A 13,013-nucleotide genomic window follows, 5' to 3' on the forward strand; every position below is an offset into this window, starting at 1 on the left:
GCGGGATGGAGCAGTCTGGTAGCTCGTCGGGCTCATAACCCGAAGGTCGTTGGTTCAAATCCAGCTCCCGCTACCAAGTTTCTAAAAAGGCTCACATATAGGTGGGTCTTTTTGCACAGTGGACTACGGTTTTTCTGTGTAACACTAGGGGCGATTACGCCCTTTTTTATTGGCTATCGTGTAGTGTCGATATGAGCCGTATACGGCGTAAAGTTAAAGTGTCATGTTTCACTACTACTATAGTGTGTATGGATCAGGTTTCGGTTGTATAAATAACCGATAAAATCGCGCAAATTGACGAGAGTAAATGAAGCTATCAAATAAAACTCAAGCACTTCAGGACTTAATTGCACCTGCTGTGCAGGCTTGTAACGTAGATCTATGGGGTATTGAATTCAATCCTCAAGGTAAACGCTCCCTATTACGTATTTATATCGATAAAGATATTGATGAGAATGCAGCGCCAGTTTTAGATGAAAATGGTGAACTTGTGCAGGGTCGTGGTATTGGCGTACAGGATTGTGTACGTGTGACTCAACAAGTCGGTGCAATGATGGATGTACACGATCCAATTTCGGGTGAGTATGCGCTTGAAGTGTCCTCTCCTGGTTGGGATCGTCCGTTTTTTGAACTTAAACAAATGCAGGCGTATATTGGACAGCAGGTTGCTTTGCGTCTAATTGCAGCGGTCGAAAACCGCCGTAAGTTTCAAGCAAAATTGATTTCTGTTGATCTTGAGAATGAATACATTCAAGTTGAAGTTGAAAATCAACAAGTGCTTGAAATTGATAGCGGTAATATTGATAAAGCGAATTTGATCTATCAGGATTAAACCAGATTTATTTAAATTTAACGAATAAGAATTTAAAAAGTAGGTGACTTATGGGTCGTGAAATTCTTACCGTTGCAGAGACGGTCAGTAATGAAAAAGGTGTCAGCCGCGAAGCGATTTTTGAAGCGCTTGAGCAGGCACTTGTCGCTGCAACTCGAAAAAAATATTATGACGGCACGCATGCTGAAGAAGCACAATTGCGTGTAGAAATTGATCGCAAAACAGGTGATTACAGAACGTTCCGTCAATGGACAGTCGTTGCTGATGAAGATCATGAAATGCCTGCATGTCAAGATGCCATTTCTGATATGAATCCTGAACAATGGTCAATTGGTGATGTACGTGAACTAGAAGTACCATCAATTGAGTTTGGTCGTATTGCAGCGCAGATTGCGAAACAAGTGATTGTGCAAAAAATCCGTGAAGCTGAACGTGCTTTAATTGCAGATGCTTACGAAGAAAAAGTTGGTGAGTTAATTTACGGTGAAGTGAAGAAGCAAACCAAAGATGGTTTTATTATTGATCTTGGTGAAAATGCTGAAGCATATTTATCTCGTGAAGATATGATTCCAAAAGAAATGCTTCGTCCAAAACAGCGTATTACAGCAATCCTTTATAATGTAAATCGTGAAGGTCGTGGCGCACAATTGTTGTTGTCTCGTGCTAAACCTGAAATGCTAATTGCATTGATGAAGAAAGAAATTCCAGAAATTTCTGAAGAAATCATTGAAATTAAAGGCGCGGCTCGTCAACCGGGTGTTCGTGCGAAAATTGCTGTGAAGACGAATGATCATCGTATTGATCCAGTCGGTGCGTGTATTGGTATGCGTGGAACGCGTATTCAAGCGGTTCAGTCTGAATTAAACGGTGAACGTATTGATGTTGTAGTTTGGTCTGATGATCCTGCACAGTACATTGCAAGTGCTTTAGAGCCTGCAGATGTGTCGGGTATTGTACTTGACGAAGAAGAACATACAGCGGATATTATTTTTGCAACGAGTGATCAACTTGCACGTGCAATTGGTTCACAAGGTCAAAATGTTCGCCTTGCATCTGAATTGACAGGCTTTAAGCTTAATATGATGCTTGAAGATGAATATCGTGCACGTCAGCAAAATGAGGCACAGCAATATCTTGACATGTTCGTATCTCGTTTAGATATCGAAGAAGATCTTGCAATGGCTTTAGTGGAAATGGGTTTCACTTCTTTAGAAGAGATTGCTTATGTTCCAGCTGAAACATTCGATGAAATTGAACTTGATGCAGAGCTTGTAGAATTATTACAAAGCCGTGCAAAAGAAATTGCTTTGGCGGATGCACTTCAACAGCAAGAAAATATTCAAGAACCGAGCTCAGAACTTCTAGCGATGGAAGGGATTACTTCTGAGATTGCTTATGCATTAGCCGCTCGTGGCGTAATCACTGTTGATGATCTTGCCGACCAAGCAACTGACGATATTTCTGATATCGAAGGTCTTAGTCAAGAAACAGCAGGTCAATTGATTATGAAAGCACGTGAATCATGGTTTAACTAGGAGGTCATACATGACGGATAAGTCAATTCAAGAGTTAGCAGTCAGTGTAGGTCTTCCGGTTGAAAAACTGCTTGATCAGGTTCGCGACGCAGGTCTTCCGCAAAAGAAAGCAGAAGATAAAATTACCACTGAACAGCAAGAAGCATTGGTCAGCCATTTGAAGAAGATTCATGGGCAGGATAATGTAAATGCAGGAAAAATCACGTTGAAACGTACAACTACGAGTACCGCTAAAGTTGCGAGTACTTCAGGTAAAGCCAAAACGATTAATGTTGAAATCCGTAAAAAACATACGTTTACTAAGCCTGATCCTGAACAAATTAAAGCTGAAGCTTTAGCGAAAGCGCAAGCAGAGCCAGCTGTAGAAGCGAAAACTCAAGCTGCTCCAGTGCAGAAAGAAGCTGAAAAAGCTGGAAATTCTGCAAAGGCAAGCCTTGAAAAAATGCGTGCTGCTGCAAAACAGCAAACGGCTGCAAAAGAAACACCTAAAGCAGCAGTTGTTGTTAAGCGTAAATCAAACAACAAACCAATTACTAAAGCGACTGTAAAAGCGATTGAAACGCCTGAACAGAAACGTGCACGTGATGCTGAAGCGGCAAAATTAAAAGCAACTGAAGAAGCAGCACGTAAAAAATCGGCTGAAGAAGCGCAACAGCGTACTCTTGAACAAATGCGTCAAATGGCGACGAAATATTCGTCTGAAGATGCAACTGCAACTATTCGTGTAGTTGATGATTCTCCGTTGGCTGCTGGTCTTGTAGGTCAAGCATACGAAGATTCATTTGCGAAAGAAGATCGCGATATTAAACGCGGTGCGAATACACCAACTGCACGTGCGCCTAAAAAAGGTGGACGTCGTGGTCAAGAAGAGCAAAGCTTTAGCAAGCAACCTAAACGTGGCTTGAAAACAAGTTCTTCAAATAAACATGGTTTTGAAAAACCTGTTAAGAAACAAGTTTACGATGTTGAAATCGGTGAAACGATTGTTGTTGCTGATTTAGCTGCGAAAATGGCGATCAAAGTTCGTGAAGTTATTAAGTCACTTATGAAAATGGGTGAGCTTGTTACTCAGAATCAAGCGATTGATCAAGAAATTGCAGCGCTGATCGTTGAAGAAATGGGTCATAACCCAGTTCTTGTTTCTGATACGCAAGCTGAAGATAACTTGATGGAAGCTGCTGAAGAAGCGCGTGGTGTACAATCTACACGTGCGCCAGTTGTTACGATTATGGGTCACGTTGACCATGGTAAAACATCGCTTCTTGACCGTATTCGTCGTGCGAAAGTTGCACAAGGCGAAGCGGGTGGTATTACACAGCATATTGGTGCATATCACGTTACTACGGACAAAGGTATTATCACTTTCCTAGATACTCCAGGACATGCTGCATTTACTGCAATGCGTTCACGTGGTGCGAAAGCGACTGATATTGTGGTTCTTGTTGTTGCTGCTGATGATGGTGTTATGCCACAAACTGCGGAAGCAATTGACCATGCACGTGCAGCGGGTACGCCAATCATTGTTGCAATCAACAAGATGGATAAAGAATCTGCTGATCCAGATCGCGTATTGAACGAATTGACAACTAAGCAAATCGTACCTGAACAATGGGGTGGTGATGTTCCTGTTGCAATGGTTTCAGCGCATTCTGGTCAAGGTATCGATGAACTTCTAGACCTTATCTCAATTCAAGCTGAATTGTTAGAATTGAAAGCGTCTGAAGAAGGTGCTGCACAAGGTGTTGTTATTGAAGCACGTATTGATAATAGCCGTGGTGCTGTAACGTCAATTCTTGTTCAAAACGGTACATTGAAAGTAGGTGATCTCGTTCTTGCGGGTGCATCATACGGTCGTGTTCGTGCGATGACAGATGAAAATGGTAAGCGTATTCAATCTGCAGGTCCTTCGATTCCAGTAGAAATCTTAGGTCTTCCAGAAGCGCCTATGGCGGGTGATGAAGTTCTTGTTGTAAGTGATGAGAAAAAAGCACGTGAAGTTGCAGATGCGCGTATGGCACGTGAACGTGAACAGCGTCTTGAACGTCAGTCTGCAATGCGTCTTGAAAATATCATGTCATCAATGGGCAAGAAAAATGTTCCTTACGTCAATGTTGTGCTTAAAACTGATGTACGTGGTACTTTGGAAGCGCTTACAGTTGCATTGAATGGTTTGTCTACAGATGAAGTTCGAGTACGTGTGATTGGTTCGGGCGTTGGTGCAATCACTGAGTCTGATGTAACACTTGCTGAATCTTCTGAAGCTGTATTGCTTGGCTTTAATGTTCGTGCAGATAATACTGCGCGTCAGAAAGCAGATGCTGATGGTATTGATATTCGTTATTATTCAATTATTTATCAATTGATTGATGACGTTAAAGCAGCAATGAGCGGTAAACTTGAACCAGAACACCGTGAAACAATTCTTGGCGTGGCGCAAGTACGTGAAGTATTCCATTCAAGTAAATTTGGTGCAGCAGCAGGCTGTATGGTTCTTGAAGGTGTATTGCATCGTAACAAACCGATTCGCGTATTACGTGATGACGTGGTTGTGTTCCAAGGTGAGCTTGAATCTCTTCGTCGTTATAAAGAAGTGGTTGAAGAAGTTCGTGCAGGCATGGAATGTGGTCTTGCAGTTAAAGGTTATAAAGACATTAAACCACTCGATAAGATCGAAGTGTATGATGTTAAATTGGTTAAACGGAGTCTTTAATGGCGGGTAGTCAACGTCTCAAGCGCATGGCGGATACAGTACAACGTGAGTTGTCTGAGCTCATCCGTCAAGAGCTAAAAGATCCACGCTTAGGTGGTCTTGTAACCATCTCTGCGGTGAAAGTCAGCCCAGACTTAGGTTATGCCGAAGTTTATGTGACCGTAATGGGTCGTGAACTTGGTGATGAACAAAGTGAAGCTGCAAACAAGGAAACACTTGAGGTTTTAAATAAAGCATCAGGTTTCCTGCGTCATGAATTAAGTCGTAATATTAAGACTCGTATAACACCACGTTTGCGATTCCATTACGACAAAACCAATGCATATGGTAACTATATGTTTGGTTTGATTGCGGAAGCAGTGAAGGACTTACCTCCTACTGATGAAGCAAAAAAAGATGATGAATAAGTTGTATTATGCTTAATAGAAAAGCCACCTTTGGGTGGCTTTTTTGTTTTTTGGGTAATGATATTCTGAGTGTTATGAGGTAGAAATCTTGCTGAAGATAAGCGTAATCTATGGACCAAAAGGAGTTTTTGTCATTAAAGAAAAGATACAATATTTCTCAAAAAACTGTTTAAAATGATTTTATATCAACAAATACAAATAAATAACTGAGGTTTATATAATGAATGCTATAAAAAAAGGTCTTCTTGCACTGACGCTTACAAGTACATTGGTATTTTCAGGTTGTGGTTATAATACTTTACAAGCCAAAGATGAATCAGTGAATGCGGCATGGTCTGAAGTTCAAAACCAATATCAACGCCGTGCCGATCTTGTGCCGAATCTAGTGAATGTTGTAAAGGGTTACGCAACACATGAAGAAAAGGTGCTTACAGAAGTGACTGAAGCACGTGCCAATGTTGCAGGCTTAAAGGTTGATAAAGAAGTTCTAGAAAATCCTGAATTATTTAAAAAGTACCAAGAAGCACAGGCGCAAATGACGAGTGCGTTGTCACGGTTACTTGCAGTGACTGAAAATTATCCAGATTTAAAAGCCAATGAACAATTCCGTGATTTACAAGTTCAGCTTGAAGGTACAGAAAACCGAATTAGTACAGCACGGACACGCTATGTTGAAACTGTACAAGATTACAATACTTATGTACGTCAATTCCCGCAGGCAATGACCGCAAAAGTGATTGGAATGAAAACTAAAGAAAACTTCAGTGCCGATAGCACAGCGCAAAAAGCGCCAACAGTGAGCTTTAACTAAGTACTCAATAGTTGAGCTTGAGAGGGTGTATGTCTGATCTGAAAAATGAAATGATCAATAGAAAATCCATGAATATGATATTTTTCATCTTCATAAGTTTTTTGTTTTCTATTTTTATCTCAATTGCACATGCGGAAGTTGCAACAGCAACAGATCAAACAACGGCTGAAGATGCTGTGGTTCTAGGTAAGGTTCTACCGAATCATAACTTACCTATTCCCAATGTAACAGGGCAAAGTCAGCCGACAGCCACAGTAAATACGACTGTACCTGCACAAGAAACAACGCAAACCCAGACATTACCTCAAGTTCCCAATGATATGGCTGCGGGAGAAAATTTTCGACAATTACCTACACTAAATGCTCCAATCATTGATCAGGCAAATATTTTATCTGCGAGTGAAAAACAGCAACTCGAAAATCAAATCCGAAAGATTTATAACCAAGGTAAGGCGCAAATTGGCATTATTATTGTGTCAACGACAGGGCAAGAAAGTATTTTTGATTTTGCGATGCGTGTGGCAGAGCAGTGGAAGCTCGGTTCAGCTAAACAAGATAATGGTTTGCTTATAGCCGTTGCCGTGAATGATCGGCGTATCCACATAGCCACAGGTTATGGGCTTGAAGGAGTGTTGCCCGATATTGTTGCCAGTCGAATTATTCGTAATCAAATTACGCCTGCATTTAAAAATGGACAATATGGGCAAGGTTTAATTTTAGGCATAAATGAAATTGAAAATATTTTAAATATGGATCCTGAAACGGCACAAAAAGCTGCCGATGAATTAAAAGAGCGTCAGGCTCAAGCTGTTCATGAACAAGAAGCCAAAGATAAAGCATTAACGAGTGCATTGGTCATTTTGGTGATTGGTGTGTTGGCATCTTCATTTTTAGGTAATCGTTTAAGTGCAGCTGTTGCAGGAGTAACAGGTACGGCAGCAGGTTTGATTTATGGCGCAGGTATTATTACTAGTTTGATGATGGGTTTTGGTATTTTCTTTTTAATTTTAACTTCACTCGCACAACTTATTTTCCAAATGTTTTTATCAGGTGGTGGTCGAGGAGGGCGTGGTGGTGGCTTTGGTGGCGGAGGAGGCTATAGTGGTGGTGGTGGAGGTTTTGGTGGAGGAGGTGCATCAGGCTCATGGTAACTAAAACAGATACAACAGAACTTGTTACTGAACCGAATTTACAACAGCGTACAGTACCGAGCTTTAAGCGATGGTTGAAACACTTTGTGTATATGCCTGCATCAAAACGCTACTTTAGCAAAGTGGATCAAACTGCGATTGCAGAAGCAGTAAAACAGGCTGAAATGGGGCATGTTGGTGAAATTCAGGTGGTCATAGAAGGACATATTCCTGCATCATCGGCTTACTATCAAAATACTCGATTGCGGGCACAACAACTTTTTGCTGAAATTGGTGTATGGGATACTGAATATAACAGTGGTGTGTTGTTATATTTAAACTTGTGTGAACAACAGGTTGAAATAGTGATTGACCGTGGGATTCACCAAGCGACGGAAGCGCAAGTTTGGCAAATAATTTGTAATGCCATAACGCTCAAGCTAAAAGAAAAGCACTACAGAAAAGCTGTTATTGATGGCGTTTCTGAAATTGGGCAAGTGTTGAATCAATTTTATGATCAGCAGATGAGTGGAAATGAGAATGAGTTAACAAATAGTCCAATTATATTGAATTAAATCTAATTTTTACTGACCAAAAATGTCACTTTTTTACACAAAACTACGAAAGTACACAATTCAGAAAAAAAACCTTGAAAAGCTTAGCTAAAAAACTAGAATAAGGATTGTGTTAAAGGTTGATATGTTTTTACTCTAATATGTTGGCTTTAAAAGAAAATTGCTGAAAAGCGATAAAAATTTATAATTTGGAGAATGTTATGAAATCAGTTCAAAAGGGTTTCACCCTTATCGAGTTAATGATCGTTGTTGCGATTATCGGTATTCTTGCTGCAATTGCGATTCCACAGTACCAAAATTATGTAACTAAAGCACAAGTAACGCGTGTTGTAGGTGAGTTGGGTAGCCTTCGTACATTAGTTGACCTATGTTTAACTGATGGTAAAGAATGTACTTTTAACATTCCTGGCTCAAGCATGTTGGGTGCTACTACAGAAGGTGAGGTTCCTCAAGGTGGTGGTAAAGATACAGCTGGTTTAACACAACCAACACTTTCTTTCGTATCAGCAACGGGTGCAGGTACGATTAAAGGTACATTTGGTGCTTCTTCAGCTGGTGCTTTAAAAACAAAAACAATTACTTGGACACGTGCGGCAGATACAGACGGTGGTTCGTGGTCTTGTGATGCAGGTACGATTGATGCTAAATTTGCTCCATCTGGTTGCCCAGCAAAAGCAGCTAAGCCATAATTTAAATAATTAAGATGTATTTAAACCTCCCTTTATGGGAGGTTTTCTTTTTTTGGGGAAAAAATGAATCGTCAGCTGAAATTATTAGAAATTTTACTTGTTGCTTTCATCTTAATTGTGACTGTGATTGGTATTTATTATTATGTAAATATTGTTGCACGAAATAAGTTGGTTTTAAAACTGTATCCCTTACAGGCTCGACTTGAAACAACAGCATTAAGCTGTTCAGATCAAAGTCCTGAGTGGTTAAAAGAAACTTTAAAAGATGTAAGCCTATCACACAGAGCACCAAATAGTCAGATTGCATATATATCTCCGCAAGGGCGGTTATTTCATTGTGAAAGTGGTTATTTGGGCGTGCCGTTATTTTCAAAAAAAGTCAATGCGGAGATTCGTTTTCGTTATGCGAGTGTTTCTAAGCTTTGGACAAGTGATGCAATACTTGATTTGGTTAAACAAAAGAAAATTAGTTTAGCTGAGCCTATTTTAAATTTATTGCCTAATATTCCAAAACCTGATGATTTACGTGTTGAAGAGATTAAAGTTGAAGATTTATTGTTGCATCGGGCGGGTTTTAGTCGAACGGGTTTAATGGGTGATGAAATGTTTAGAAGCGGGGATAAACCTTTTTGTCCAACTGCACTTGAAAAGCTATCGCATATTCAATTGGCTTTCAATCCAAACACCACTTTTAGTTATTCAAACTTGGGCTATTGTTTGTTAGGACAGATGATTGCAAAAAAAACACATCAAAGTTATCAACAATTTATTCAAAAAGAGTATGAGTTAGAAAAAGATAATATACGATTTTTAGAAAATAAACGCTTTGATGATGAGGCGAAGTATCGTTATATCGAAACAGGTTTGACAGGTTATGGTGATATTTATACTACTTTTGATTATCCTGCGCTCGATTCATCAGCAGGCTTATCAGGGAGTGCAATATCTCTTGCGCAACAAGTGAAGAAAATGATCAATAAACCTGAGCCTAATATTTTAAGCCAACCTAATATTTCATGTGATCTAAACAAATTAAGAGATTGTTATGGTTATGCAATGTTTCCATATCAGGAGAATGCTAAAAGTTTGAAAGTATATTTCCGTGATGGGACATTATTGGGTGCAAGTTCTTTGGTTGTTGTTGATGAATATGGAGGTGTATTAACCTTATTATCAAGTGGTCAGGCAGAGCATGGACAACAGGAATATGATCGTACAAAACTAAAAATATATGATGGATTAATGAATTTGTATTGAGGAATGTAAAAAAGTGTCACTTTTTTCTTTTTTCTGTGACACGATTTATTTTGACTATTCAATATTTTAGTCTTGTTTATACTTGTAATCATTATACGAGTATTTAAGATCGAAATATGAAAAAATATAAAAATGGTTTTACGCTCATCGAATTGATGATTACTGTCGCAATCATTGGAATTTTATCTGCACTTGCAGTTGTTTCTTACCAAAGCTATGTTGTGAAGACCCAACTTAAAAGTGCTTTTATTGAGTTAAAGGGGGTAACAGCTCATTACGATTTAATTATGTTAGATGCTTCAAATGGCAGTTTTACAGTAGCAAGTATTGGATTTTCTCCATCAAATATTTGTACTTATTCGGTATATGCGCCTGTAAATGGAATAGCAACCCCAGCATTGGAATGTAAATTAAAAAATGTAGCATCTGCAATTGAAAATAAGTTTATTTATTTGAATAAAATACAGGACGGCGGTTGGGGGTGTTCAACATCGAATGATATTCCTGCTAATTTAAAGCCAATAGGTTGTGTTTAAATGATTAACTCAATAAAATTTATATTATTTTATAATAGATTAAAATATGTCTAAGCGTATCAAATTTTTTTTAGGGCATCTGGCTATTTCAATAGTCATTGCAATTATGATTATTGGATTGGTTTTTTTTATTTGGTATCCAACCCCTTTAGCAAAAGCCATTGGTGTAACGCATATTTTTTTAATGTTAATCGTAATTGATGTCATTATTGGTCCTTTGCTAACACTTCTTGTATATAAAGAAGGGAAAAAAACATTAAAAATGGATTTAACTGTAATTGTGCTTATTCAGTTAATAGCGTTAGGTTATGGCGTATTTAATATCGCACAAGGGAGACCTGTTTGGATTTCTTATGAACATGCTGATAAGTTTGATATTGTAAGAGCAAATGAAATTGAACAAAAAGGTATGCATTTAGCGGATGCAGAATATAAAAAAATAAATTGGTTCACTCCGCAATTTGTATCTATTAAAAAAGAAGCAACAGTTGAAGCGCAAAATAAGAGATTATTTGATGATCTATCACAGGGAGTTATGCCTGCACATTACCCTGAACGTTACACAACATTAGGGAAAGCGAAAGAAGGTATTCAAAAGTATGCGAAAAAATTAGATGATCTAAAAAAGTATAATAAAGAAATCGAAGTTTCAACTATTTTAAAACAATATCCTCAAGCAGATGCATGGTTGCCTTTAAGAGCTACAGCTGTAGATATGGTCGTTTTATTAGATAAAGAAAAAGCTGAAGTTGTTAAAATTGTCGATTTAAGACCATGGAATTAATCCTTTAATAATCTTAAAAGTAACCCAAAAACTGCGTGTATAATACCCGCAGTTTTTTTATTCCGCATCCCCCAATGAAAGCCTACTTCTATACGCTCTCGGTTGCGCTGTTTGTTGCAGCCTGCTTATTGCCGTTTCATAAAACTCCTTGGACAACATTTGGTAGTGAAATGCTGACTTTTTTGTCAGCTTGTGCACTAGTTTTAGCAACGTTTTACAAAGAAAAATTTAGTATTGCAAAACCACAATGGTTGCTTGCACTATTTTTAACGATACCAACAATACAACTACTCGCAGGGCAGATTCTATATTTTAGTAATGCACTACTTTGTACTGCATATATCTTATTTTTCTGGGTCATGATCGTGACTGGCTATAACCTTGCACAGCAGCAAGGACGAGTCAAAGTTCTTAAACTTTTTAGTAGTGTGGTTATCATCATTGGGTTGCTTTCAAGTGTAATTGCAATTTTACAGTGGTTACAACTGAATACAGCATTTTACCCGTATATGAACATCTTAAAAGGTAATCGTCCATATGCTAATTTTGCTCAACCGAATAATCTAGCGACATTTTTAACCATAGGATTGTTTGGAGTATTATATTTTTATGAAAAACGCATTGCTCCAAGTCTTGTACTTGTCCCTATGGCTTTGATTTTTATTTTAACGATTGCACTAACTCAGTCTAGAACAGCTTGGGTGGTATGCTTATTTACACTTGGTTATTTAGCGATTAAACAATTTGGGCAGGCAAAGCGATTTGGATTTCTTAAATTGCTCACTTGGGTTGGTCTTTTCATCGGAATTATTTTTGTTTTACCATCATTAAATCAATTGATTGAAAGTATTTCACCTGCTCAGGTGACTGAAACAGTATCTGTTGTAGAGCGAGCATCTTCTGGTTATTTACGTTTAGATATGTGGAATCAGGCTTTAGTTGCGATTACACAGCATCCTTGGGTGGGCTATGGTTGGAATCAGACAGGAATGGCGCAAATTGCAGCATTCGATTTGTATCCATCCCATGAGTGGTATAAGAGCGCACATAACATTGTTTTAGATTTACTCATTTGGAATGGTATTCCATTGGGTGGTCTAATCTTACTGTATTTTACAGGATGGTTATATTGGCTGAATAAGGGTGTGCGTGATATTGAGTCAATTGTTGCAACGCTTATGGTCTGCGCTATTCTGATTCATGCAATGTTGGAATACCCAATTCACTATGCTTATTTTTTACTGCCTATGGGATTTTTACTCGGTTTTATCCAATCACAATATAAAGATTTACCTGAATTTAATTTAAAGCCTGCCATTGTGTATGGATTTACAATTCTGAGTTTGGTTGTCTGTGCAATGGTTTATCGTGATTATGGCTTGTATAAACAGCAAAGTGTTTTAGTCAATAAAAAGCAACCTTTGACTGTGGAACAGCAACAGGTTCTTGATCAAAAGCTTTGGGTGTTGACGCAGTTTAATGATCGTATTTGGTGGATTGGTTTAAATTCTGCAACGAAATTAAGTGAGTCTGAACTAGAGCATATCCGTTTAATGGTTGCGAACTTAGCTTCTCGTTATGATATTGAAAAATATGCTCAAGTCTTAGCGTATAACGGTAAAGTCAAAGAGGCTCAACATCAATTGTGGATTCTCAAAACGTTGCATGGGCTTGATAAAAAGTATGAAGATTTACTGCCAAGCTCGACTGTGAAATAAGTTATTGTACGCCTTGATATAAAAAATCC

12 protein-coding genes are annotated in these 13,013 nt (G+C 38.5%); all 12 read left to right on the forward strand.

Annotation, left to right across the window (positions count from 1 at the left end):
• The first annotated feature begins 307 nt into the window (after nt 1-307).
• The 12 genes from rimP to ACK1JC_RS11175 all read left to right on the forward strand — a co-directional run bounded on the left by rimP (nt 308) and on the right by ACK1JC_RS11175 (nt 12,984).
• The gene (gene rimP / locus ACK1JC_RS11120; protein WP_409511940.1) at nt 308-832 is read left to right on the forward strand and encodes a ribosome maturation factor RimP; all 525 of its coding nucleotides are present in this window, start codon (nt 308-310) and stop codon (nt 830-832) included.
• A gap of 50 nt (nt 833-882) precedes the next feature.
• Nucleotides 883-2,367: a transcription termination factor NusA gene (gene nusA, locus ACK1JC_RS11125; RefSeq protein WP_409511941.1), complete on the forward strand. Its 1,485-nt coding sequence runs from the start codon at nt 883-885 to the stop codon at nt 2,365-2,367.
• Between the two features lie 10 nt (nt 2,368-2,377).
• Entirely contained in the window at nt 2,378-5,077 is a 2,700-nt protein-coding gene (gene infB, locus ACK1JC_RS11130) for a translation initiation factor IF-2 (protein WP_409511942.1), read from the forward strand.
• Nucleotides 5,077-5,484 (forward strand): ribosome-binding factor A, encoded by a 408-nt coding sequence (locus ACK1JC_RS11135; RefSeq protein ID WP_409511943.1) that lies wholly within the window; start codon nt 5,077-5,079, stop codon nt 5,482-5,484. The genes infB and ACK1JC_RS11135 overlap by 1 nt, the downstream gene beginning before the upstream one ends.
• A 220-nt stretch (nt 5,485-5,704) precedes the next feature.
• Complete coding sequence (locus ACK1JC_RS11140) at nt 5,705-6,295, forward strand: LemA family protein (RefSeq protein ID WP_409511944.1); 591 nt, start codon at nt 5,705-5,707, stop codon at nt 6,293-6,295.
• A 74-nt stretch (nt 6,296-6,369) separates the two neighbouring features.
• A complete protein-coding gene (locus ACK1JC_RS11145) occupies nt 6,370-7,446 on the forward strand; it encodes a TPM domain-containing protein (protein WP_409512007.1) in 1,077 nt (358 codons plus the stop codon).
• Nucleotides 7,440-8,000, forward strand: coding sequence for a TPM domain-containing protein (locus ACK1JC_RS11150; RefSeq protein ID WP_409511945.1), 561 nt, complete (start codon nt 7,440-7,442; stop codon nt 7,998-8,000). The genes ACK1JC_RS11145 and ACK1JC_RS11150 overlap by 7 nt, the downstream gene beginning before the upstream one ends.
• Nucleotides 8,001-8,200: 200 nt before the next feature.
• On the forward strand, nt 8,201-8,689 hold the full coding sequence (locus ACK1JC_RS11155; RefSeq protein WP_409511946.1) for a pilin: 489 nt from the start codon (nt 8,201-8,203) through the stop codon (nt 8,687-8,689).
• Nucleotides 8,690-8,752: 63 nt separating this feature from the next.
• The gene (locus ACK1JC_RS11160; protein WP_409511947.1) at nt 8,753-9,946 is read left to right on the forward strand and encodes a serine hydrolase domain-containing protein; all 1,194 of its coding nucleotides are present in this window, start codon (nt 8,753-8,755) and stop codon (nt 9,944-9,946) included.
• A 116-nt stretch (nt 9,947-10,062) separates the two neighbouring features.
• Complete coding sequence (locus tag ACK1JC_RS11165; RefSeq protein ID WP_409511948.1) at nt 10,063-10,482, forward strand: type IV pilin protein; 420 nt, start codon at nt 10,063-10,065, stop codon at nt 10,480-10,482.
• A 46-nt stretch (nt 10,483-10,528) separates the two neighbouring features.
• The gene (gene tfpZ / locus ACK1JC_RS11170) at nt 10,529-11,266 is read left to right on the forward strand and encodes a TfpX/TfpZ family type IV pilin accessory protein (RefSeq protein ID WP_409511949.1); all 738 of its coding nucleotides are present in this window, start codon (nt 10,529-10,531) and stop codon (nt 11,264-11,266) included.
• Between the two features lie 74 nt (nt 11,267-11,340).
• Nucleotides 11,341-12,984, forward strand: a complete 1,644-nt coding sequence (locus tag ACK1JC_RS11175) for a Wzy polymerase domain-containing protein (RefSeq protein ID WP_409511950.1) — start codon at nt 11,341-11,343, stop codon at nt 12,982-12,984.
• The last annotated feature ends 29 nt before the right edge of the window (nt 12,985-13,013 follow it).

Source organism: Acinetobacter sp. TY2, from assembly GCF_046269225.1.
Classification (GTDB): domain Bacteria; phylum Pseudomonadota; class Gammaproteobacteria; order Pseudomonadales; family Moraxellaceae; genus Acinetobacter.